The sequence below is a fragment of the Nodosilinea sp. LEGE 06152 genome (assembly GCF_015207525.1).
Lineage (GTDB): Bacteria > Cyanobacteriota > Cyanobacteriia > Phormidesmidales > Phormidesmidaceae > Nodosilinea.
In genome coordinates this window covers 49,615-70,756 of record NZ_JADEWR010000015.1, presented here as the reverse complement: position 1 = coordinate 70,756, position 21,142 = coordinate 49,615, and the positions used below count along the sequence as shown (strand labels likewise).

General features: G+C 57.7%; 24 protein-coding genes. 13 read left to right on the top strand and 11 right to left on the bottom strand.

The genetic code is table 11. The annotated features are described in order from the left end of the window. Positions 1 to 40 precede the first annotated feature (40 nt). Positions 41 to 1,060: a glutathione S-transferase family protein gene (locus tag IQ265_RS19660; protein WP_194056694.1), complete on the top strand. Its 1,020-nt coding sequence runs from the start codon at positions 41 to 43 to the stop codon at positions 1,058 to 1,060. On the opposite strand, the gene IQ265_RS19655 is transcribed toward IQ265_RS19660, so the two are convergent. Then, complete coding sequence (locus IQ265_RS19655; RefSeq protein ID WP_194056692.1) at positions 1,040 to 1,957, bottom strand: ion channel; 918 nt, start codon at positions 1,955 to 1,957, stop codon at positions 1,040 to 1,042. The two genes, IQ265_RS19660 and IQ265_RS19655, sit on opposite strands and share 21 nt — an antisense overlap. Before the next feature lie 360 nt (positions 1,958 to 2,317). Between IQ265_RS19655 and IQ265_RS19650 the strand changes: the two genes are divergently transcribed. The 3 genes from IQ265_RS19650 (at position 2,318) to IQ265_RS19640 (ending at position 4,321) form a co-directional block, all read left to right on the top strand. Next, positions 2,318 to 2,905, top strand: a complete 588-nt coding sequence (locus tag IQ265_RS19650; protein ID WP_194056690.1) for a TetR/AcrR family transcriptional regulator — start codon at positions 2,318 to 2,320, stop codon at positions 2,903 to 2,905. A 77-nt stretch (positions 2,906 to 2,982) separates the two neighbouring features. Beyond that, entirely contained in the window at positions 2,983 to 3,870 is an 888-nt protein-coding gene (locus IQ265_RS19645; RefSeq protein ID WP_194056688.1) for an NAD-dependent epimerase/dehydratase family protein, read from the top strand. Beyond that, on the top strand, positions 3,860 to 4,321 hold the full coding sequence (locus tag IQ265_RS19640) for a DUF1772 domain-containing protein (RefSeq protein WP_194056686.1): 462 nt from the start codon (positions 3,860 to 3,862) through the stop codon (positions 4,319 to 4,321). The genes IQ265_RS19645 and IQ265_RS19640 overlap by 11 nt, the downstream gene beginning before the upstream one ends. Before the next feature lie 81 nt (positions 4,322 to 4,402). Here IQ265_RS19640 and IQ265_RS19635 read toward each other — a convergent pair whose 3' ends face one another. Next, on the bottom strand, positions 4,403 to 5,227 hold the full coding sequence (locus IQ265_RS19635; RefSeq protein WP_194056684.1) for a TlyA family RNA methyltransferase: 825 nt from the start codon (positions 5,225 to 5,227) through the stop codon (positions 4,403 to 4,405). Positions 5,228 to 5,238: 11 nt separating this feature from the next. Next, positions 5,239 to 5,676 carry a hypothetical protein gene (locus IQ265_RS19630; protein ID WP_194056682.1) on the bottom strand — a complete coding sequence of 146 codons (438 nt, stop codon included), beginning with the start codon at positions 5,674 to 5,676 and terminating at the stop codon, positions 5,239 to 5,241. A 138-nt stretch (positions 5,677 to 5,814) separates the two neighbouring features. Here IQ265_RS19630 and IQ265_RS19625 point away from each other — a divergent pair, with 138 nt between their 5' ends. The 3 genes from IQ265_RS19625 to IQ265_RS19615 all read left to right on the top strand — a co-directional run bounded on the left by IQ265_RS19625 (position 5,815) and on the right by IQ265_RS19615 (position 8,218). Further along, complete coding sequence (locus tag IQ265_RS19625) at positions 5,815 to 6,615, top strand: FecR family protein (RefSeq protein WP_194056680.1); 801 nt, start codon at positions 5,815 to 5,817, stop codon at positions 6,613 to 6,615. A gap of 128 nt (positions 6,616 to 6,743) precedes the next feature. Continuing rightward, positions 6,744 to 7,040 carry a hypothetical protein gene (locus IQ265_RS19620; RefSeq protein ID WP_194056678.1) on the top strand — a complete coding sequence of 99 codons (297 nt, stop codon included), beginning with the start codon at positions 6,744 to 6,746 and terminating at the stop codon, positions 7,038 to 7,040. Between the two features lie 188 nt (positions 7,041 to 7,228). Continuing rightward, the gene (locus IQ265_RS19615; protein ID WP_228038171.1) at positions 7,229 to 8,218 is read left to right on the top strand and encodes a glutathione S-transferase family protein; all 990 of its coding nucleotides are present in this window, start codon (positions 7,229 to 7,231) and stop codon (positions 8,216 to 8,218) included. Positions 8,219 to 8,229: 11 nt separating this feature from the next. Here the strand turns inward: IQ265_RS19615 and IQ265_RS19610 are convergent, their stop codons facing one another. Further along, on the bottom strand, positions 8,230 to 9,795 hold the full coding sequence (locus tag IQ265_RS19610; protein WP_194056676.1) for an endo-1,4-beta-xylanase: 1,566 nt from the start codon (positions 9,793 to 9,795) through the stop codon (positions 8,230 to 8,232). 228 nt (positions 9,796 to 10,023) lie between these two features. Here IQ265_RS19610 and IQ265_RS19605 point away from each other — a divergent pair, with 228 nt between their 5' ends. After that, entirely contained in the window at positions 10,024 to 11,715 is a 1,692-nt protein-coding gene (locus IQ265_RS19605) for a hypothetical protein (RefSeq protein WP_194056674.1), read from the top strand. A gap of 246 nt (positions 11,716 to 11,961) precedes the next feature. Here IQ265_RS19605 and IQ265_RS29520 read toward each other — a convergent pair whose 3' ends face one another. The 4 genes from IQ265_RS29520 to IQ265_RS19590 all read right to left on the bottom strand — a co-directional run bounded on the left by IQ265_RS29520 (position 11,962) and on the right by IQ265_RS19590 (position 14,089). Next, positions 11,962 to 12,093, bottom strand: a complete 132-nt coding sequence (locus IQ265_RS29520) for a hypothetical protein (RefSeq protein WP_255523683.1) — start codon at positions 12,091 to 12,093, stop codon at positions 11,962 to 11,964. Positions 12,094 to 12,165: 72 nt separating this feature from the next. Beyond that, positions 12,166 to 12,420, bottom strand: coding sequence for a Txe/YoeB family addiction module toxin (locus tag IQ265_RS19600; protein ID WP_194056672.1), 255 nt, complete (start codon positions 12,418 to 12,420; stop codon positions 12,166 to 12,168). Further along, the gene (locus IQ265_RS19595) at positions 12,417 to 12,668 is read right to left on the bottom strand and encodes a type II toxin-antitoxin system prevent-host-death family antitoxin (protein WP_194056670.1); all 252 of its coding nucleotides are present in this window, start codon (positions 12,666 to 12,668) and stop codon (positions 12,417 to 12,419) included. The genes IQ265_RS19600 and IQ265_RS19595 overlap by 4 nt, the downstream gene beginning before the upstream one ends. A gap of 56 nt (positions 12,669 to 12,724) precedes the next feature. Continuing rightward, complete coding sequence (locus IQ265_RS19590; protein ID WP_194056668.1) at positions 12,725 to 14,089, bottom strand: GH1 family beta-glucosidase; 1,365 nt, start codon at positions 14,087 to 14,089, stop codon at positions 12,725 to 12,727. A 667-nt stretch (positions 14,090 to 14,756) separates the two neighbouring features. Here IQ265_RS19590 and IQ265_RS19585 point away from each other — a divergent pair. The 5 genes from IQ265_RS19585 (at position 14,757) to IQ265_RS19565 (ending at position 19,202) form a co-directional block, all read left to right on the top strand. Next, positions 14,757 to 16,205 carry an acyltransferase gene (locus tag IQ265_RS19585; protein WP_194056666.1) on the top strand — a complete coding sequence of 483 codons (1,449 nt, stop codon included), beginning with the start codon at positions 14,757 to 14,759 and terminating at the stop codon, positions 16,203 to 16,205. A gap of 31 nt (positions 16,206 to 16,236) precedes the next feature. Beyond that, complete coding sequence (locus IQ265_RS19580) at positions 16,237 to 17,673, top strand: glycosyltransferase (protein ID WP_194056663.1); 1,437 nt, start codon at positions 16,237 to 16,239, stop codon at positions 17,671 to 17,673. Positions 17,674 to 17,700: 27 nt separating this feature from the next. Continuing rightward, positions 17,701 to 17,940 carry a GNAT family N-acetyltransferase gene (locus tag IQ265_RS30135; RefSeq protein ID WP_194056661.1) on the top strand — a complete coding sequence of 80 codons (240 nt, stop codon included), beginning with the start codon at positions 17,701 to 17,703 and terminating at the stop codon, positions 17,938 to 17,940. A gap of 68 nt (positions 17,941 to 18,008) precedes the next feature. Beyond that, a complete protein-coding gene (locus IQ265_RS19570; RefSeq protein ID WP_194056659.1) occupies positions 18,009 to 18,842 on the top strand; it encodes a PhzF family phenazine biosynthesis protein in 834 nt (277 codons plus the stop codon). Between the two features lie 102 nt (positions 18,843 to 18,944). Continuing rightward, the gene (locus tag IQ265_RS19565; RefSeq protein WP_347404987.1) at positions 18,945 to 19,202 is read left to right on the top strand and encodes a DUF433 domain-containing protein; all 258 of its coding nucleotides are present in this window, start codon (positions 18,945 to 18,947) and stop codon (positions 19,200 to 19,202) included. 47 nt (positions 19,203 to 19,249) lie between these two features. Here the strand turns inward: IQ265_RS19565 and IQ265_RS19560 are convergent, their stop codons facing one another. The 3 genes from IQ265_RS19560 to IQ265_RS19550 form a co-directional block, all read right to left on the bottom strand. Continuing rightward, on the bottom strand, positions 19,250 to 19,705 hold the full coding sequence (locus tag IQ265_RS19560) for a GNAT family N-acetyltransferase (RefSeq protein ID WP_194056657.1): 456 nt from the start codon (positions 19,703 to 19,705) through the stop codon (positions 19,250 to 19,252). A gap of 14 nt (positions 19,706 to 19,719) precedes the next feature. Next, positions 19,720 to 20,301, bottom strand: a complete 582-nt coding sequence (locus IQ265_RS19555) for a DinB family protein (RefSeq protein ID WP_194056655.1) — start codon at positions 20,299 to 20,301, stop codon at positions 19,720 to 19,722. An 84-nt stretch (positions 20,302 to 20,385) separates the two neighbouring features. Further along, a complete protein-coding gene (locus IQ265_RS19550; RefSeq protein ID WP_194056653.1) occupies positions 20,386 to 21,096 on the bottom strand; it encodes a TIGR02466 family protein in 711 nt (236 codons plus the stop codon). Positions 21,097 to 21,142: the final 46 nt, after the last annotated feature.

Here is a 21,142-nt window from a genome sequence, read left to right as displayed (position 1 = left end):
CCCGTTTCCCTCACCTTCCCCTCTTCAAAGGACATTCCCCATGGCACTTGGCAGACTGATTGACGGCAACTGGACGACGGAATGGACTGAGCGCGATGAATCAGGCCAGTTTAAGCGCATGCCCACCCTGTTCCATAACTGGGTAACGGCGGATGGAACCAGCGGGTTTAAGGCCGAGCCGGGGCGCTACCACCTGTACGTGTCGCTGGGCTGCCCTTGGGCGCACCGTACGGTGCTGCTGCGATCGCTGAAAGGACTGCAAGGGGCGATCGGTCTCTCTATTGTGGATCCAGTAATTAGCGACCAGGGCTGGAAATTCTCAGAGCGCCTGGGCAGCATTCCCGACCGCCTCTACGGGGCCGAATACCTGTGGCAGCTCTACACCCGCGCCAGGGCCGACTACACTGGGCGCGTCACGGTGCCCGTGCTGTGGGATACGCAAACCCAAACCATCGTCAACAACGAGTCGCGCCAGATCATTCAAATGCTGAACTCAGCGTTTAACACGTTTGCAGAGTTTCCCGATCGCGACTTCTACCCCGAAGCGTGGCGGCCCCAGGTTGACGCGGTGATGGATGCTATCTACCAGCCCATCAACAACGGCGTGTACCGCACCGGCTTTGCGGCTTCCCAAGCAGCCTACAACGGCGCGGTGACGGAGCTATTCGAGGCGCTAGACCACTGGGAGGAGGTGCTGAGCCAGCAGCGCTACCTGGTGGGCGACCAGATTACTCTGGCCGACTGGTGCCTGTTCACCACCCTGTTTCGCTTTGATTTGGCTTACTACGGGCTGTTTAAGACCAACCTCAAGCGCTTAGTAGATTACCCCAACCTGTGGGCCTACTGCCGTGACCTGTACCAGCAGCCGGGGGTAGCCGAGTGGTGCAGCATCGAGCATGTCAAGCAGCTCTACTACGCTGGCCTGCCCGAGCTAAACCCCAGCGGCATCGTGCCCGCCGGGCCAAACATTGACTACGGGTTGCCCCACGATCGCGTTGGCGGAGCCTCTCTGAAAGAGAATCGCCAGTTTGCCGCCGATTCAGTCGCCCAGGCGGCCTAAGGGGCGATCGCCCAGGGGCATCACCTGGTGAAAGTTGCGGTAATCGATCGATCGCCGCCCGTCGGGGGTTTGGCCCAAAATATCGACAAAGCGGTGGTTCCAAAGAATTTCCTCAGCCAAGAACGAGTGGCGAGCGTGGATGGTCTGCGACAGAGTCTCATCCATGCCGGTGAGGATGATGATGATCTCACCGCCGACCGCTGCCAGCGAGGCTGAGGTTTCGCCGTAGAGCGGGCTATCGGCGGTGATAGCGTGCATGGCCGTCCAGCTAAGGGCAAACAGCGGGGTTTGAGCCCGGACCAGGGGTAAATCGTAGAAGCGGCGGAAGAACTCGCCCTCGGCGGTGGTTTCATCGCGCACCAGGGTCACCCACAGGTGGGCTTCGAGAATGCGGTTGCGGCGCTGGTTGGCGGCCCGAAACATCAGCGTCGGCACCCCGCCGGTAGGGGCAACCACCGCGCACCGGCTGAAGATAACCCGCGATCGCGGCAGCGAAAATCGGGCGAAGCATAGCCCCGTCGCCATCGCTAGCAGCAGCAGGCCGATAAACGCTTCTAAAATTACCAGCCAGTTGGCGTAGTTGGTCTGCGGGTACATAGCCCCGTAACCAATCGAGGCCATTGTCTGCACGCTAAAGAACAGCGCATCTAAAAAGGAGCCGGGGCGGGCGTTTGCAATGCCGCCGTCGCGGGCGAGATAAGCCAGGGCAAACAGCCCATTAATTACCAAATAGGATAACGCCAGCATTAGTACAAACGCTGGCCACGACAGTGTCAGCAACCGATGGTAGAGGTCGCCCCAGGGCGATCGCACCTCCCCTAGCCGCACAATCGTTGGCATTCCACCATCCCGCGCCACAATGCGCTGGGGAGACCGCCGCTTGGGCCTAAGACGCATGGTTAACCGCTTTGCAGAGACAACTACGGCAATCCCTACCATACTCCCGCCTGGGCCAGACCAACGCAACCTCAAAGGCAAATTCCTAGGTGCTGATCAAAATTTTGGAGACATCCGAAGAGCCCGACTCGAGCGCTACTCGTGCGGCTACGCGCGCATTGCTCTACTACTCATACCAAATCAACCCTCCCTGCTCACCCCAATGCCTCAGAACGAACGCCGTTTGCCCCCATAGGAGGACATGACGGTTGGCGAATCGAGAAGTCTCAACAGAAAGTAATGCCCCAGGCTTGCAGAAATTGGATAGGCTCAGCTAGAATTTAATTGGTCAACCAACCAATACTTGTAAAGGGAGGTTCTGTGGGGAGAAAGCCTGGGTCATCTACTGCCAACAATCGCTCGCTGATTGTTTCTGCGGCCTATAAACTGCTGGCGGAGGAAGGCTATGACGCGGCCACTATGAAGGAGATTGCCCAGGTAGCTGGGGTAGCCCCCGGCCTTATTCACTACTACTTCAACAGCAAAGATCAGCTCTTGCAGGAGGTGCTCTACACCGCTGGCGAACGGTACGTGAAAGAGGTAGAGCACTGGTGCAACACGCTGTCTGCACAGCAGCTGCTAGAGACAACTTTCACCGAGCCCAAGCTACGGGTGGCTAACGAACCCGAATGGTTTCGGCTGCGCTGCGAGCTGTTTGCCCTTGGGCTACGCAATGCGAACTTTCACGAGGCTGTGCAGATCATGCTGGCTACCGGAAGGCAGTGCATTGCTCGGCTAGTGCGCCAAATTGCGGGCGATGCAATCGCTAACCCAGAGGCCACGGCGGCTGTCTTGCTAGCTGCGTTTGACGGGCTAGCCCTGCAAAAGCTAGCCGATCCAGCGTTTGATCTTGACAGTGCCTACGAGGTTTTAATGCAGATGTTTATGACCCAGTTGGACAAGTCGTAGGTGTGATGGAGGAGAGTTCTCTTTTTTTGACTATTTTTGGTTGGTTGACCAACTAATTATTAAGGAGGCAGTTTGCTATGGATGTTTTAGTTACGGGCGCGACGGGCTACATTGGCAGCGCAATCGCCCTGGCCCTACAGCTGGCTGGATACAGGGTAACCGGCTTAGCCCGCTCAAACGTGGCGGCGAACAAGCTGGAAGCGCTGGGAGTACGTACCCTAGTCGGAGATCTACACCAGCCCCAAACCCTGGCCCAGGCGGCACACCAGGTCGATGCGGTGATCCATGCGGCATCAACCGGCGATGACCAGATGGCGAGTGCCGAGAGATTGGCAGTTGACACGTTTCTCGAAGCCCTGGCGGGAACGGGTAAGCCGTTTATTTACACGACGGGTACCTGGCTGCTGGGCAACACAGGCGATCGCCTGGCCGATGAGACGACACCGCTGAATCCCACTCCGCTGATTGCCTGGCGGGCTGAGCTAGAGGCCAAGGTCTTAGCAGCACGCGATCGCCACATTCGCACGATCGTTATCCGTCCGGCGCTGGTTTATGGCCAGGGCGGAGGCATTGTGGCAATGCTGGTGGGGGCTGGGCGTCAACACGGAGTTGTCCAGTTTGTAGGCTCCGGCGACAACCGCTGGACGCTGGTACATGTGGATGATTTGGCGCGCTGCTATGTAGCCGCCCTGGGGCAAGCTCCGGCAGGTTCGCTTTTTATTGCCGCCGACCGCCAGGTGCTAACGCTGCAAGAGATTGCTGAGGCCGCTAGCCAGGCCGCTGAGATTCTCGGACGCATTCAGCCGTGGCCAATCGAGGATGCACGCTTGGCCATGGGCGCTTTTGCCGATGCCCTAGCCCTTGACCAGCAGGTGAGCGGAGCAAGGGCTAGAACAACCCTGGGTTGGCAACCCCGAGAAATTTCACTACTCAATGACCTCAAGGAGGGATCCTATGTTGGCTAATGTGTTACTGGTGCTGGCAGTTTTGTCAGCGGGGGTGGTTTACGGCGTCGATGTATTTTTTGCGGTGGTAGGGCGACCGGCTCTGGCCGCGAGTGATGAGCGTGCGATCGCAAACGTCATGGCCCATTTGCACTGGGTTGCCGATGCCCGTATGCCTACCTTTGGTGCCTTGGCGGTGCTGTCAACGGCTGCCGTTGCGGCTATGAACCCCTTAGGCAGCCTCTCTAGTGGGTTAGCGATCGCTGCCCTAGCTGGCCTGCTTGTGCAGCTGGGTCTGTACTTGACGGTGGCCAAACCCGTCAATGATGCCATGAAGGCGGCAACGCAGCAGGGCACCCCCCTCGATAACCCTCGCGCCCTGCAAAACCGATGGGACAGCGTGATTGTCGGTCGCGCGATCGCTATGACTTGGGCAATGGCCTGTCTCCTCGTGACAGGAGCTTTGCATTAGCCCCAGACAGGGAAGGCTGTGGCTCTCAACTGCTCGCTGAGACTCACAGCCTTTTCTATGCAGCTAGCGCAAAGTTGGCCATCAGTCTTCCAACGCAATGCGAGCGCTGACGGCTAGAGCTTTTAAGTCATTCAGACCGGGCGCTGGGGCAGGCGGCTCTGCCTCAGTTTGGCTCAGCCACAGCAGGTACTCAATGTTGCCCGCTGGCCCCAGCAGGGGCGACCAGGTAAGCCCCTGGTAAGACCACCCGAGGGAATGGGCCGAAGCCAGCACGCTGGCGATCGCATCGGCCTGATCGACCGGGTCGCGCACAACGCCCTTTTTGCCGACGCGATCGCGCCCTACCTCAAACTGCGGCTTCACTAGCAGCACCACCTCGCGCGGCGGCACCAGCAGCGCCCAAAAGGCGGGCAGTACCTTGGTCAGCGAAATAAACGACACATCTATCACCCCCAAATCAGGGCGGCGATCGGTTTCGCCGTAGAGTTGCTCGGGAGTGAGATGGCGCAGATTAGTGCGCTCGCGCAGCACCACACGGGGATCCTGGCGCAGCGCCCAGGCCACCTGACCGTAGCCTACATCAATGCCATAGACCAGTTCCGCCCCGGCCTGCAACAGGCAGTCGGTAAAACCCCCTGTAGAAATTCCGCCATCCAGCGCGGTGCGTCCTTTGGGATTAATTGGAAATTCGGCCAGGGCTTTGGCCAGCTTTTCGCCACCGCGCGACACGTAGGGCGATCGCGCCTTCACCAGCAGCTCCACATCCTCGGCAAAGGCCGTGCCCGGTTTATCGACCACGGCGTGGTTGACCTGCACCTCCCCAGCCCGAATCAGCCGCTGGGCCTGCTGCCGCGATTCACAAAGCCCGCGTTCTACCAGCAGGGCATCTAGGCGCTGTTTAGCCATCGGTGCCTCCCCTAGGCGGCGGTGCTGGGGTTGAGGCCCCGGCGTCCGGCGATTTGTTCGAGCTGTTGTTTGACGAGATCGAGCCCGGCTTTGGTGCCCTGCTGGTCGTACAGCTCGCTGGCTTTGAGCAAGGCCTGCACAGCCGGTCCATCGGTACCCATGTTGGCATAGGCCAAGCCGGCGTTGTGAAAGGCTTCGGCGCAGTCAGGTTCGGCCACCATCACCGCCCTAAACTGGTCAATGGCCGCCGGGTAGTGGCCCTGGGCAAAGGCGGTGCAGCCCGCCTCGAACTGAGTTCTAGCTGCGTCACTAGTAGGAGTAGACAACTCCACCACCGGAGCCGGAAAAAGGGCGCTGTTGCCCAGGGGACGGCGGTAGGCCCACACCATTACCCCCATGCCAAAGCCCAGCACCGCCAGCACCACCGATAGCCAAATCACCAGTTCCACAGGGTTTCATCTCCAGTAGGGGCAGGGTTCAGGATAACGGCACGGCTGACTCAGAGCCTTACCGGAAAACCAGTTTCTCAGACTGAATAATCTAACTATAGGACTTGCACTTGACCCCTTAGCTCCAACCTAATAACTATGCGACCTGTTTCAAGGGAAATTGCGTTGGCCCTCAGGGGGCGAGCAGAGACCATCGCCCAGGGCCGATCGCTGGCTATGGCGCTGGTGATAGCGGGCGGTATTGCTCTCGGCGGCTGCGAGCAGGCCACTCCCCCTGCAACCACTGTTGAACCCCAGGGAGAAGCATCGGCGATCGCTCCTGAGAGCCAGTCTACGGCGATCGCCACTATTCAAGCCATTGTTGCCAACCCTGTATCGGTCACCCTGGGCCAGGGCGAGCCTGAACCCGCCCAAGTAAACCAGGCCATGGCCTACGGCGACCAAATTCGCACCGCCGATCGGGCGTTGGCCGAGGTGGGCTTAGTCACCGGAGCCAGGTTTCGCATCGGCGGCAATGCGGCCCTTACCCTGCAACCGAGCCAGCTCCAGCTCAGTGCCGGGCAAATGATTACCTGGGTTGAGGGCACCCTGCCAGAACCCGTCGACATTGTCACCCCCGCCGGAATTGCCGGTATTCGCGGCACCACCGTTTTTGTCAATATTGACGACGACCCCAACGCCCCGGTCGAAATTTTCTCCTGGGAGGGCGAGGTGGCCTTTCGGCTTGCTGACGGCGGCGAGGAAGTAGTTTTGACCAGTGGGGAACAGCTGTTTGTTTCCCCAGGCGAGCAGGATATTGACGCCCTGCGGCAGCAGGTGCAGCCGCTCGATCGGGCCACCGCTCAGCAGCGCCTAGAGGCAAGCCCGCTCATCAATGGGTTTGACCAACCGCTGCCAACGCGATCGCAGATTGAAGCCACCGTCGATGCTTTGCAGTAGCTAACTGAACCCCTACTGCCAGGTCGAGCATTCGTGGCGTTGGCGCGAATGCACTCTGCCGATCGCTCGGGTGCTCTGGCGATCGCCGTTATGATTGAGGCAGCATGTATCGGGCGAAGCCTTTTGCCATGACTGCAACGCCAGAACCGAGAGACTTTCAAAACGAGGTGCTTGAGCGCCTGGAGCGTCTAGAGCAAAGACTAGATGCCAGCGTTGATCGCCTAGAGCAAAAACTTGACACCGATATTCAGCGTTTAGATGAGCGCACCGACAAATGGGAAGAGCGTTTCTTGCAATTGTCGAAAGATAACCTGGCCATCTCGCGCACCGTGATCATTGCAGCCGCCACGGTCGTTATTTTTGGTAGTTTGCTGGACAAAGCCGAGATTTTAGTGGAAGGCGCAACAAGACTGTTGGGTAAATAACACTTACAAGTTAGAGGTTAAGTATGGCCCAAGCTCCCCGTTGCCCCGATACGACTAACGTTGGCCTTTGGCCTAAACGCTCCGTTCTCAGCCTTCCGCTGGGGATTCTTTCGGAGGCCAGAGGACGGCTGGGGTGCGAAACGCTAGGCTAAAGACAGAAAAATGTAAAGAATGACAAAGGAGACCCCATGGGACTGGGCTTACTCGTCAATGGCCAGTGGCAGCAAAAGCGCGACCAGGAAGATGAGCAGGGGCGCTTTGTGCGGCCCGAAACCGACTTTCACCACTGGACAAAGGCCGATGGCAGCAGCGACTTTAAGCCCGAGGCAGGTCGCTACCATCTGTATGTCTCCCTAGCCTGCCCCTGGGCCAACCGCACGCTGATTATGCGTGAGCTGAAGGGTCTCACCGATGCCATTTCGGTGTCGGTGGTGGATCCTTATATGGGCGACGACGGCTGGTTCTTTAGCGACTACCCCGGCACAATTCCTGACACGGTAAATGGGGCAAAGTATCTGCGTGAGCTTTACACCAAGGCCAAGCCCGATATTTCGGGTCGGGTGACGGTGCCCATTCTGTGGGATAAACAGACCGAAACCATCGTCAACAATGAGTCGCGCGAAATCATTCGCATGCTCGACACCGAGTGGAATGACGTTGCCACCACCGACGCTGATCTGTATCCCGACTCGCTCCAAACCAAAATCGATGACGCTATCGACGCCATTTATCAGCCGATCAACAATGGCGTGTACCGGGCCGGGTTTGCCACCAAGCAGGGCGCTTACGAAGAAGCGGTGACCGACCTATTCGATGCTCTCGACCACTGGGAAGGGGTGCTGGGCAAGCAGCGCTACCTGTGCGGCGATCGCCTCACCGAAGCCGACATCTGCATGTTCACCACCCTCTACCGATTTGATGCGGTCTACTACGTGCACTTCAAGTGCAACCTGCGCCGCATTGTTGACTACCCGAACCTGTGGGGCTACCTGCGCGATCTGTATCAGCAGCCCGCCTTTAAGAACACCTGCAATATGGAGCACATCAAGCGCCACTACTACATGAGCCACCCCGGTGTGAACCCGCACCAGATTGTGCCCCTGGGACCGGTAATTGACTTTGAGGAGCCCAGCGATCGCGCCAAACGATTCAGCCTTACCGCTGGCAGCGCCCGCTAGGCCAATTTCCCCTAAATGCCCCAGGCTTTTTTCAACCCCTGGAGGCGGTAGTAGGCGGCCTTGGGCTGGTTTTGGCGGTTCAACAAGCCGCCAAAGGGCCAAAACACGGTTTGGTCTGACAGATCCCACCAGCCCACGGTCTCGATCGCGGGCTTGCTGTAGGCCAGGGTGTAGATCTGTTCCACCCAGTCGGCCTGAATGGCCTCGCTCCAGGGAGCGTGCCATAGGCCCTGGGCATCGCCCAGCTGCGAGTTTTCGTCAATGCCGGTGTTCGATGAGCAGCTCATTTCGGTGATGTGGATGGGTTTGCCCAGGGCGGTGAAGCGATCGAGCATGCGATCGATCTCGAATATATCTTGGTCGGGGTAGTAGAGCTGGAGGCCAATCACCTCGAAGTCGATGTCGGCGGCGAGGCAGGCTTTGAGATATTGCAGAGGGCTGCGCTGGGGCGGGCCGTAAATGGCCACGTTGCGCGCCCACAGGCAGCAGCTGTTGACTACGCGCTGCACGGCGGGGTAGCCTTCCTTGGCAGCATTGCAGGCCATGCGGGTGAGGTCGAGAAACTGGTCTTGGTCGTAGCCCAGTTCGTTGCCCCAGGGGACAATATGGGCCTCATTGATCACGTCGTAGGTGGGGATTCGGCTACCGTACCGCTGCGTAATTTCTACAATGCGCTGATGCAGGGCCGCTTTAACGTGCTCGTAGGGTAGGGGGCGCACCCAGTCGGGCACGCTGACCTCGTGGAACCAAACCAGCGGATGACCCTTGGAGGCAATGCCCGCCTGCCGTAGCCACGCCACCTGGGTATCGACTTCGGTGTAGTTGGGTTGGCCGCGCTCAGGCTCAAAGGGTTTCCAGTAGAAGGGTACGGTGGCAGTGTTGAAAAGAGTCTCAAAGTAGCGATCGTACTCCGCCCCCAGACCAGGGTGACCAAAGGCATTGCAGCCCAGCTTAAAACCCTGGCGCGGTGGGGTGCGGGCAATTCGCTGACGGGCGCGGCTGAGGGCAGCTTCTTCTCCAGCCCAGAGAGCGTTTACTAGGGTGTTGTTCCACAGGGGAATTTGGGTTTGTAGATCGAGGGCCTGGTCGGCCTGGGTTAGGTGGGCCTGGGCGCGATCGAGGCGATCGCGCACCCGCTGAGGAATGCCAAAACCCTGTCGCTGCCAGCGATCGCAGGCGACAGTAACCCGGTGAATGCGATCGCGCGCAAAGGCCCCATTCAGCACCAGCGGAAAATCGCTCGGCGTGAACCCGCGCCCCTGGTTGTCGGCGTAGAGGGTGACATCACCAAAGCCCTCGACGGGGAGCTGAAGAGCGATCGCAAAAGGCACGGCTGGCGGTTGGGAGGTGAGAATGCCGTCCTCTACGGTGCGATCGGGATGGGGAATGGGTTCGTCGTCTAAATCGAGAAAGTAGAGGCGGTTGAGTTCAAAGGTGGGTAGGGGGCCGCCGTTGGGCAGGTAGGCGCGCAGGACCAGCGGCGGCGGGCTGGCGAGAAGGCTGCCTGAAACACGGCCTAGGCCTGAAGCCGCCAGGGCCGTGGTCGTGGTGTAGCGCAGAAAGGGGCGGCGTTTCATACTACTGATCTTGCGCGATCGCACACATTCAGCAACAGGCTACCGAATAGCTTGAGCCAACACAACAGACAAACGTTTATGAAGTTAAGGCTCAATTTTTCCAACCCGGCTGTCTTTACTGACTAGCTGGGTGAAACTAAACCTATCAGCGTCCATCGGTGCCCTGCGAGTTCGTCTGTAAGAATTGCAACTCAACCCTACCTGAAAGTCGATTTCGAGGTTTTTACGATGGCTCAGCACGTCAAGCAACTTGCGAAAATTGCAGCGATCGCTGTCATGGCTACGATGGGTTTAGCGGGTGAGGCAAGCGCCAACAACCCTCAAGATACAAAAGCAAGATTACTGGCCGATATTGCCTTTGAATATGCCGAATTGGGAAATTCTGAGCGGTTGGACGAGGTTTTAGATCAGGCGCTTCGCTCAACTAGAGCGATGGAATTTCAGTGTTTTCAGGGCAACCCTTTAGCAAGAATTGCAGGCAGCTACCTTCTAATAGGGCAGGACGAGCAAGGAAAGCCGCTATTAACAGAGGCGATTGAAACTGCCCAACGCCAAGAAGCAACTGGCTGCAGCGGCAGCGGCACGTCTCCTACAGAATCTTTAGGCAACCGAGCCAAGGAGTACGCAGAAGACGGACACCTTGACCTGGCAATTGAGCTAGGCCGTGGATTGGGCGATCCCCTCACTTTGGCAGAGGTGGCAGGTCATTTGGCCGAGGCGGGGCAGTCTGAGCGTGCCACTGAGCTGCTGAATCAGGCAATCACCCTGGCCCAGGGCATAGATGATCAATATTACAGAACCCAAACGTTGAGTTATATGGCTTATCAGCTCCGAACAGAGGGGCATACGGAGCTGGTGCCGCCGGTATTAGAGCAGGCACTGGAGAGCAACAGCGCCTTTGATCTAGCTCAATCTAGGGAAGCAGCCTCGCTGCAGGTTTCCTCTCTGCTTTGGATTGCTAGAGAGTTGGCTGCCAATGGGGCAGAGTCACAGGCGATCGCCGTGCTCGATCAAGCTATGGCCAAAATTCAGGTACTCTCAAACCAACCTTATCCGCTTGATAGGATTCAGTATCAGGTTGATGTAGCTGTTCAGTACGGTGAGCTGGCCCAGGAAGCCAAAGCCAAAGCCATTTTGGCTGACGCCCTGGCCGAGGCCAAGTCCCTGCCGGTTGATGACACAAACCGCTACCTGGAAAATGCCGTGACCAGAGTTGCAGAGGCCCATGCCCAAATGGGCGACTTTGAGCGGGCGCTGCAGATTGCTGAGACGATTAAAGCTGTGGCAGAGCGGGGGTCGGTCTTCCAGCAGATTGCACTTGCCCAGGCTAGGGCAGGCAACGTAGAAGCAGCTGTAGAACTGGCGCAGATGGGTGGCAGCCGCGGCAACGCAACGCTAGTTGAAATTACCAGGCACTATCTCACAGAAAAACAGCCCGACCAAGCCTGGAACTTTGTCCAGACTTATGAGGTAGAAGGCATTTTAGCTGAGGTCGCGCTTGGCTATGTAGAGGCAGGCCAGCCCGAGCAGGCGCTGCAACTGGTTCAAAGCGACTCATTAGTAAGTTCGATGCCAGCAGCGGGTCAGACCGACCAGGCCCTTCAAATTGCCGAAACTCAGCCAGCCGAGACCCAGCAACTGGACTGGTTACTGCCTGCGATCGCACGCGGGTTTGCCGAACAAGGGCAGCTCGAAACGGCGCTGCAGGTAGCAGAGTCTATTAACGACAAGATTTACAAGGCTCAGGCATTCATTGCAGTCGCTCAAGGCTACACCACAAAAGATTCAGCAGAGCAAGGCAGGCTTCGAAGCATCTTTGCAAACCTGATCGACTTCACGACAGGGCTATTTGGAGACTCGAAGCGGGAAAAAGTCGCTGCGGTGCTAGAGCAAGCAATTGAGGTTACAGAATCGCTCTAACATCCTGCAGCACTTCTAACCCTAATCGTCTATGCCGCTAGCGCAGCACCCCCAACGGTAACAACAGACAGGGCCGTTCCCATCAACTGTCCTGTCTCAATTCTAGTTGGCCACAGGACAGTGCCGTGTGATGGCTACCAGGTAATGCTATCTAGGGGCATCACCTGGTCGTCGATGCTTGGGAACTCATCAAGAATATCTTCTAGGGTAGAAAGTAGTGCCAGCAAGGACGTGGGCTGAATAGGCTCAACGATGAAGATATTTGATGTGGTCGCAGAGGGTACCAGGCTGGCTGCCAAACCCCGAGCCGATCAGTTTGCCCAGTTCATGCCGTTGCTCATTTGTCGCGGTCTGGACAATATTGTAGAACTCGCGCATGGGGGACCTAAGGCAATCGTGACTGTTAATGCTTTCAGATTTCCCCGCTGCGATCGGGAGTTATTGTCTTATTTAGTAGTGGTATCGCAGTTGAGCGATCAGAATTGAGTCGTCTTCAACCTTGTAAACCATGCGGTGTTCGTCGGTAATGCGCCTCGACCAGTAGCCGGAGAGCCCGTGCTTGAGCGGTTCTGGCTTGCCAATGCCCTCAAAAGGCTGGCGCTGAATGTCTTTGATCAAGGTGTTGATGCGGCTGAGGACCTTGCGGTCACTCTTTTGCCAGTAGAGGTAATCTTCCCAGGCGTTAGCTGCGAAAATTAGCCTCACTCCAGCAGCTCCCGCTCTTGCCCACCGCCAGATTCCAGCTCAACCACAGACTCTAGCAAGCGCTTGGCATTTTTGGGGCTGCGGAGCAAATAGGCGGTTTCGGCGAGGGCTTGGTAGTCTTCGAGCGACAGCATCACCACAGACCGAGCATTGCTGCGGGTAATAGTGACCGGGGCATGGTCGTCGCAGACCTGCTCCATAGTTTTGGCTAGATTGCTGCGCAGAGCGGTGTAGGTAATGGTGTCCATTGGCCTAGTACCCCAAAAAAGTACATGTACCAATAATTGTACGTTCTCTCTTTGAGCTACACCACCCGATTTTCTTGCACGCAGCGGGCGTACCAGTGGTAGCTGGCTTTAGGAATGCGCTGCTGGGTGGCGAAGTCTACGTAGGTGATGCCAAAGCGGCGATCGCGCCCGTAAGCCCATTCAAAATTATCCAAAAAGCTCCACAGAAAGTAGCCCATCAGCGGGTAGCCCTCCTGCACGGCCCGGTGAGTGGCCCGCAGGTACTGTTGCAGGTACTGAATGCGATCGAGGTCGAGCACTTCGCCGTTTGGCTTCAGCTCATCCTGGGCAGCGCAGCCGTTTTCGCTGATAAAGACGCGCAGGTCGGGTCGTTGAAGGGTATCGCTGATGTGGCGCACGCCCCAGTAGAGGCTGTCGGGCATGACGTGCAGCCAGGGCATGTGCATGCGCGGATAGCCCTGGGGAAAGGGCATTAGCTCAAAACCTTTGGGGTTGTCGGCGGCCCGCACATACGCCCCGGTATAGACATTAAAGCCCAGGGAATCGAGCGGTTGATGAATCACCTCCAGGTCGCCGGGTTGGATGTCGGGGGCATTCTTGCCCAGGTCCGCTAGCAATTGAGGGCTGTACTGGCCCGTTAGCGCCGGGTAGAGAATGCCGCCGTTGGTGCCCGCCAGCGGGAAAGCAGCCTGGGCCGCAGCGATATCGCCCGGCGTATCGGTGAGGGGGACAGTAGCCAGGTAGTTATCGACTAGCGCTACCTGGCAGGGCTGGGGCGAGGCGGCGCGAATAACCTGGCAGCCCAGACCGTGGGCCAGCAGGGCGTGGTGGGAGGTTTGCCAGACTTCCTTACTGGTTTTGACCACGGTGCCGGGGGCCATTTCGGGAACGTGGCCAACGCCGTAGCCGATGTGGGTAAAGCAAAAGATTTCGTTGAGGGTCATCCAGTGGGTAACGCGATCGCCCAGCTTTTTCACCACTACCGCCGCATAGTCGGCAAAGTCCTGCGCCATCTGGCGACTGCGCCACGAGCCGTACTCGTCTTCGAGGGCCTGGGGGCTATCCCAGTGGAACAGGGTGGCGTGGGGGGTAAGGCCAAACTCCAGCAGGGTATCGACCAGCTCGCTGTAGAAGGCCAAACCAGCGTCATTCACCGCGCCGCGCCCCTGGGGCAAAATGCGAGGCCAGGAAATGCTGAAGCGGTAGTGGCGCACCCCCAACTCGGCCATCAGCGCAATGTCGTCGCGAAAGCGGTGAAGGTGATCGCAGGCAACGGCCCCCGTATCGCCATTCAGCACGCGGCCTGGGGTCTGGCTAAAGGTATCCCACACGCTGGGGCCGCGATCGCTGGCAGCGCCCTCAATTTGGTACGACGAGGTGGCAACTCCCCACTGAAACCCTGCCGGAAATGCGTAGACCATGACCTCGTCCTAGATGTCTTCGTCTGCCACGGTACTCAACGGAGGGCTGCTTTGCAAAGCCTAGATGAGCGGTGTCACAGCTCCCAATGTAGTAAGGCCCAGTCTGGTTACGTTCTAGATTCCCTTAGTTTCGGGTTATTTAAGCGCCCTGTTTCTAGCCCTGAATAAGACGGATAGGAAAATGTTCATGAGGTACTTTTCTTGAACAAAATTCGCCTTATGCGCTTGTGTGCTGTCCCAGTTTTATCCAGAATAGCGGCCTTGATCTTGGCGCACCGTCAGCGCTGTATTTCAATGCCGATTGCCCTGAAGCCCGGCCTATTTCTCACTCTATTAGCTAGCTCTGAGCGATCGCAGAGGAACTAAATTGAGGCGAAAGACGTCGTACTAGCGACTGTTGAGTGAACCTCTCTAAGCGCCATAAATATTACTTAGGATTGATTTTGATCAACTTTTGTTACATGTATTCTGAGCTGAATATCGCGCTTGCTGCTTCTTGCTTGAGAAGTAGGTTTTTCTCAAATAAATGTCTAAGTTCCTGGGCTACACCTTTCTACAGGTTGCGCCTGGGGTCTGGCGATGTTTACTAGTTCACCCAATCTAGCAGCCATTGCTTAGACAGGGTTTTGGAGTCCTTCGAGACCATGTTCCTTGAGATCGCTAGCCTATGTCTCAACCAAAGTCTACGCATTTTCACCCTTCAAAGCAGCGGCTTAGTTGGTTAGAGGGGGTTCGAATATTGGCGGCAGTTGGTATTTTGCTCTACCACGCCCAGCTACTCTTTACTGATTATGCCTATACCCCTTTGCCTACTGGGGTACGCCCCAACGCGGCAGCCATCGCCGCCGCGAGCCCCCTACTTGGTCAAAACGCGCTGGCGGCGGCGGTTTCTGTGCCAATCTGGTTTGGCTTTCAGGCGGTGGATGTCTTTATTCTGCTGGCGGGCTTTGTGCTGGTGCTATCGCTGCGCAGCAAGGCCTACCCAATCAGCGCAGGCGAGTTTATTCGCAGTCGTTTGCTGCGCATTCTCTGGCCATTTTGGACGGTAGCCTGGTTGGCCTATCCCATTCTCTGGCTAATTGGCATTGCCTCTAACAGCTACCGGCCAGCTCCGTGGGATGTCTTTGCGGGGGCCACGTTTCCGCTGCTGTTTGGCTTTGACGGCGAACGGTTGTTGGCAACCAGTGGCCCCTGGTGGTTTATTCCCCTGGTGATCAGCTTTGCGCTAATTTCTCCAGGGCTTTGGTACCTGCTAGACCGCTGGGGCACCCGCAATTTGCTAGTGGTTAGCACAGTCATCACGCTGCTCTATCGCTACGGCGCGGTCTACTACTTCGGCGGGCATTTGACCTACTCGATGCTAGAAACGCCAAATAACTGGTTGCCCTTCGTTTCGTTTTTAGCCAAGCTGAGCACGTTTGTCGTCGGTATGGCGATCGCAACGGCCTACTGCAACCATCGTGGCCCCTTGTTTTGGCGGCCTCAGCGGCTCGTGGGGGTGGGGCTGCTGGTGTATGCCCTGGGCTTTGTGGCCCAGTTCTACCGCGTGGGCTGGGTGGTTTGCGACCTGCTGCTGCCCATTGGGTTGGTCATGGTGGCTGCTGTGCTGCTGCGATCGCTTAGCAACATCCCCATGCTGGCGGCCGCGATGGGGCGGCTAGGTGCCCACAGCTACAGCTATTTCTTAATCCACGGCTTTGTGATCGATCGCACGATTAACCTATGGGTTCAAGATAGCCTGTGGCGCTACTGGGTGTCGCTGCCGTTGATGGTGGTTGGCACCTTAGTGTTGGCCATGATTGCCGATGCAGTGCGCCCGTTTATGCAGCGCAGCGCTCTGCAGCTGTGGCGCGACATTGACTATTTGCTAATGCAAAACCCAGCTACCGAGACGACTAGCTGGAAGCCGCTGGTGGGCGATCGCGTTAGCTACCAGGGCAGTCGAGACTGGATTGTACACAAGATCGAAACCCTGCTCGACGAGGGCGAAACGTACCTTTGCCAAATTGCCCAGGGACGACAGACAGTTTGGGTCAGTGCCAACAGCCTGAGCCTGGTCGAGGCCCAGCCAATTGCCCGAACCAGCCCCTACGCCCCGATCAAAACCGTTGTTTGAAGCCAGGAGTTACCCTCTAGTGGTTAAGAAAGTGGCGAAGTCATGGTCTAGCGAAATTCAGAAGGTTATCTTTACCCACGTGCTGCTGATTGGCCTGCCTGCCATTTTCTACGGGTATTTGCTGCTCAGCGGCTGGGCTTTAGTGGGTCCACGAGCCTTTGTTCTGACGCTGTTTTTGCTCAACGCGGTGATGATTATCATCGAGTCGAGCAACGCAATGTTTCGCCGCTTTGCGGCCCACCGCCGTCAGTTTAACCGGCCCTCAGAGCAGACCCTAAATCAGGTCAAGGCCTGGATGGGCGTGGGTGGGGCTGAGTACCCCTACCCCCTTGAGCCAGTGCCCCGCTGCTCGTTTTTGGTGGCGGCCTACTTGCCCAATGAGCAGAGCATTATTGTTGAAACGCTGCGGCATTTGCTATCGCACATTGAGCGACCGGCGGGCGGTTTAGAAATTATTTTGGCCTACAACACCCCTGTAGATCTGCCGATCGAAGCCGAGCTGCATCAGCTGGCCCAGCACCACGCTGAGCTAACCATTTTGCGGGTCGAGGGCAGCCGATCTAAGGCTGAAAACATCAACGCCGCCCTCGATATTGCCACTGGAGAAATAGCCTGCGTACTCGACGCCGACCACCACCCTGGCTCAGACTGTTTTAGGCGAGCGTGGCACTGGATTGCCCAGGGGTACGACGTTGTACAGGGGCGCAATGTCATTCGCAACCACGGCGAAAATTTCTTGAGTCAAAATATTGCGATCGAGTTTGAACAGCTCTACGGCATCAGCCACGCCGCCAAATCATTTCTAACCGACTCCAGTATCTTTGGCGGCTCAAACGGCTACTGGCGGATGTCGGTGCTAAAGCAAATTCGCTTTAACCCCAGCCGCTTGACTGAGGATATCGATGCGTCGTTGCGAACGCTGCTCAACGGCTACAAAATTCTGCACGATCGCAGCATTGTGACCAGTGAGTTAGCACCAACCTCGCTCAAAACATTCTGGTTTCAACGCAAACGCTGGGCCCACGGCTGGCTAGAGGTGTCTCTACTCTACCAACGCCGCCTGTGGCGATCGCCCTACTTCAACAGCTGGCAAAAACTCTACTGGACCTATCTACTCTACTACTGCGAATCCTTTGCCTTAATCTCTCTACAGCTCTTGCCGGTGCTGCTGGCTTTCTTGCTGGTGCCCGGTGCGGTATCTGAGCAGATGCGCGTTTATTTTTTAGTTGCGGGTGGCCTGTCCATCTTCAGCGGAATTTACCAGATTTTGGCGGCTGCCAAGATTGCCTCCAGGCGTTACCCGCTGGCTTACTACCTTAAGCATGTGCTTTTTTTGCCCGTTTATGTAACTCTAAAAAACTCGATCGCGATAGTCGCCATCTACGATTACCTCAACGGAGAAAACACCTGGGTAGTGACACCTCGCGATGCTCAACCCCAGAAGCGGTATCGCCTTAAGCAGGGGTAATAGACAGATGGTTTACACAGCGACGGCGTGGATAAACCTGAGGTTGGCTACCGCCTTGCTCCCGCCTTTTGGGGTCAGGAATTAGCCACGGAAGCGGCCAGAGCTACTATTCAGTACGGGTTAGATCAACTGCATCTACCGTACATTCTCGGCATCGTTGAACCCGCCAACACAGCATCAGTCAGTATCCTCAAAAAACTGGGCATGATGTGCAGCAGAACAACGACTCTCTATGGTTCCGAGGTAGATATCTACCGGCTGCCGTAATCCCTCGCGCCGCTCTGTCTTGGGAGCAGTCGTGGCAAAATCAGGACTGTAGGCTCAGGGGTACGCGTATGAATCTGCTCAAAATTGCGGCGTTTTCCGATGGCGATACCGGCGGCAATCCGGCGGGAGTGCTGATTGCTGAAGCCCACCCCAGCGAAGCCGAGATGCGGCGCATTGCGGCAGAAGTCGGCTTTTCAGAAACGGCGTTTGCGGCCCCGGCTGGCTCCGGCTGGCGGGTGCGCTACTTTTCGCCCGAGTCTGAGGTGCCCTTCTGCGGCCATGCCACGATCGCGCTGGGGGCGGCTCTGGCCCTTCAGCAGGGCGATGGCGTTTTTGCTTTAAGCCTTAACGAAGCCGGGATTACGGTAGAAGGTCGCCGCGATGGCAGCGGTATGTCTGCCGCGCTGCAGTCGCCGCCCACCCATAGTGCCACCGCCCCGTCGCCCCTGGTGGCCGATGTGCTCGACCTGTTTGGCTATAGCGAGGCCGACCTCGACCCCGAGCTGCCGCCTGCTTTGGCCCACGGCGGTGCCGACCACCTGGTTTTGGGGCTCAAAACCCGCGCCGCCCTCAGCGCCATGCGCTACGACCTGGCCGCTGGCCGCGACCTGATGAACCGCGCTGGCCTAGTCACCATTTGCTGGGTCTATGCCGAAACAGCGCAGCAGTTTCACACCCGCAACCCATTCGCGTCGGGCGGCGTGTACGAAGACCCGGCGACCGGGGCGGCAACGGCAGCGCTGGCTGGCTACCTGCGCGATATTGGCTGGCCCCACGGCGGCACGATCGAAATTACTCAGGGCGAAGATATGGGGATGCGATCGCGCCTGCGGGCCGAAATTCCGCCCACCCCTAGCAGCTCAATTCGGGTGTCGGGCACCGCTCGCCTAATGGAGGGCTAGGACTGGGGCCGCGATCGTCACCCCACCTCAGGCTGGAGTTAAATCGTAGGAAGGGCAGAGCAACTTTTGCCCATCACCCAAACTTAGCGAAGATGTATTCCAGTGTTGGTCTCTAGCCTCAGCGGCACCTGGGTTGGCATTGAGAAAACTTCCGGCGTTATGGGCGGCGATGCCTGCATTCGCCAAACCCACATCCCTGTGTGGTTGCTAGTCAGCCTTCGCCAGCAGGGCGCAACCGAAGCTTTTCTATTAGAAGACTATCCCGACCTCACCGCCGCAGACCTAACCAATGCCTGGCTCTATGCCAGCACCCACCAAGCCGAAATTGAAGCTGCCCTGCAACAGCAAGCAGCAGCCTGAGCATGGCTCAACTCTACGCCGATGAGGGATGTCCTTGAGCGCTGCCATTAAAGACTCTTCTCCATAAAGGAGCTGTTGGGATCGTTAGTGTAGTCGCCAAAGGGGTCGCGATACGCAAAGCCGTAGCGCTCGTACAGGGCGCGGGCCGGAGCAAAGGCGGGGAACGCGCCCGTTTCTAAATACAGGTGAGTGTAGCCCCGCTGCCGGGCGACTTCGATAATGTGCTCCAAAATTCTGGAGGCAATGCCCTGGCGGCGGTGGGCAGCGGGGGTACGCATCGACTTAATTTCGCCGCTGGTGGGGTCGAGTTCCTTCAGTGCGCCGCAGCCTAGCAGGTCGTCGCCATTCCAGGCCGTCCAGAAGGTAATGTTGGGTGCCCTCAGCCGCTCCACATCCAGCGCGTGAACGCTGCCGGGGGGCGTAATTTCATGCATGTTCTCCAGGTGCTCGCGCAGCAGAGCAGTAATCGGCTCGCCCGTCAGATCATCTTCACGGATTTTCATGCGATCGCCTCTGGTTAATGGCCCCATATCTCTTGTTCCGAAAACCCCAGCTCCTGAAAATCGCGTTCTCTCAATGCTGCCTCATCGGCACAAAAAAACTCATCTAGCTGGGGCGGTTCAACCGCTGTGCCCGCCAGCATGGCGTGAGCCTGACCGCGATGGTGAATTTGGTGCTGAAACAAGTGCGCCAGTAGCCGCGATGTTAACTCATGTTTAATGCCCTGGGAGCGGGGAATGCTGACGGGCTGCTCTAGCAGTTCATCAGTCAAGAAGCGACAAAGGGCGATTAACCGTTGATCCACCTGGCGCTGCTCCCGCTGCAACTCTGCACAGGTATCAAAAGGCTCTTCTGGTTCAAAAAACGCCCAAGCTTGAGCATTGGGTGGCTGCTGATTGATGCTGCGCTCCAGGGCGTCGATGTAGTACCAGTCAACGGTGAGCGAATGGTTTAGGGTCGCTTTGATCGAGGGGAAAAAACTCGTTCTGGTGGCAACAAACTCGGCCTGGCTCAGGTGGCAGCAGGCTTTTAGCAGGCGGTGGTTGGCCCAGGCATTGTTGTAGGCCATAGTCAGCAGGTGATGGGTAAGCGAGGTCATAGGCGATTACAGTGCAAAGACAGTTTCAGTTCCAACCCCTATTTCAGCCCATCAGTGGCACAACCTTCATTCTGTTGACTGGCGCTAGGGCGTTTGGCCAAACCGCTGCCACTGGGTGGGGGGCGGCATCAGAAATTCGTAGGCCCCAGCCGCCTGGCCCGGCGCAGCGGTGAGCACAATATCAAACGAGAGCGACAGGCGCAGGTCGTCGGTGTGGTTGGGGGTGACCCCGTGGCGCTGCTTGGCCGGGAAGATAATCAGTCGGCCCTCGGTGGGCAAATACAGGGCCTGATCCTGGTTCAGGTAGTTCCAGTCGGCGATGATGTCGGTGTTTTCGCTGCCCAGGCCGGGGCTGACCTCGTTAGGGCGGGCGTCATCTAAAAAGGTGAGGCAACCCGCCGCATCGGTACCCGACTCGGGCACGGCGACGTAGTACACGGCGCTGACGTGGGCGGTGTTGTGGCAGTGGGCACCCACCTCCTGCTGGGGGCGCGACACTACCGGCCAGGCCCGCTGAATGTAGAGATCGACCTGGCTGAGATCTAGCCCCAGCTCTTTGAGGTAGATTCTCACGTGGGTTTCGACCTGGGCCACCACCCAGCTGAAGCGAGGGTCGGTGTGCACTTTTTCGACCCCGTGCAGGTCGCCCGTCCAAGCCATTTCAGGAAAGTTGCGGGGGGCACTGCCGCTGGCCTCTAACTCTAGAATGGCCTCGGTGAGGGCAGCTTTGTGCTGGGCCGCGGCGGGCAGGTCGCTGTAGTAGATAGCAAGGGGAAACCAGGTATCGAGAGGCATAGATGAAACGTTAACCGAGGCTAAACCAGGCGGGGTTGGCGAGGGG

Coding starts and splice junctions, on each gene's coding strand:
- IQ265_RS29520 (WP_255523683.1), bottom strand. CDS start 12,093: ATGCGCGAGTTCTACAATATTGTCCAGACCGCGACAAATGAGCAACGG.
- IQ265_RS19610 (WP_194056676.1), bottom strand. CDS start 9,795: ATGAAACGCCGCCCCTTTCTGCGCTACACCACGACCACGGCCCTGGCG.
- IQ265_RS19560 (WP_194056657.1), bottom strand. CDS start 19,705: ATGAAAATCCGTGAAGATGATCTGACGGGCGAGCCGATTACTGCTCTG.
- IQ265_RS19595 (WP_194056670.1), bottom strand. CDS start 12,668: ATGGACACCATTACCTACACCGCTCTGCGCAGCAATCTAGCCAAAACT.
- IQ265_RS19605 (WP_194056674.1), top strand. CDS start 10,024: ATGGCTCAGCACGTCAAGCAACTTGCGAAAATTGCAGCGATCGCTGTC.
- IQ265_RS19660 (WP_194056694.1), top strand. CDS start 41: ATGGCACTTGGCAGACTGATTGACGGCAACTGGACGACGGAATGGACT.
- IQ265_RS19590 (WP_194056668.1), bottom strand. CDS start 14,089: ATGGTCTACGCATTTCCGGCAGGGTTTCAGTGGGGAGTTGCCACCTCG.
- IQ265_RS19615 (WP_228038171.1), top strand. CDS start 7,229: ATGGGACTGGGCTTACTCGTCAATGGCCAGTGGCAGCAAAAGCGCGAC.
- IQ265_RS19570 (WP_194056659.1), top strand. CDS start 18,009: ATGAATCTGCTCAAAATTGCGGCGTTTTCCGATGGCGATACCGGCGGC.
- IQ265_RS19625 (WP_194056680.1), top strand. CDS start 5,815: ATGCGACCTGTTTCAAGGGAAATTGCGTTGGCCCTCAGGGGGCGAGCA.
- IQ265_RS19655 (WP_194056692.1), bottom strand. CDS start 1,957: ATGCGTCTTAGGCCCAAGCGGCGGTCTCCCCAGCGCATTGTGGCGCGG.
- IQ265_RS19550 (WP_194056653.1), bottom strand. CDS start 21,096: ATGCCTCTCGATACCTGGTTTCCCCTTGCTATCTACTACAGCGACCTG.
- IQ265_RS19640 (WP_194056686.1), top strand. CDS start 3,860: ATGTTGGCTAATGTGTTACTGGTGCTGGCAGTTTTGTCAGCGGGGGTG.
- IQ265_RS19555 (WP_194056655.1), bottom strand. CDS start 20,301: ATGACCTCGCTTACCCATCACCTGCTGACTATGGCCTACAACAATGCC.
- IQ265_RS19635 (WP_194056684.1), bottom strand. CDS start 5,227: ATGGCTAAACAGCGCCTAGATGCCCTGCTGGTAGAACGCGGGCTTTGT.
- IQ265_RS19645 (WP_194056688.1), top strand. CDS start 2,983: ATGGATGTTTTAGTTACGGGCGCGACGGGCTACATTGGCAGCGCAATC.
- IQ265_RS19585 (WP_194056666.1), top strand. CDS start 14,757: ATGTCTCAACCAAAGTCTACGCATTTTCACCCTTCAAAGCAGCGGCTT.
- IQ265_RS19620 (WP_194056678.1), top strand. CDS start 6,744: ATGACTGCAACGCCAGAACCGAGAGACTTTCAAAACGAGGTGCTTGAG.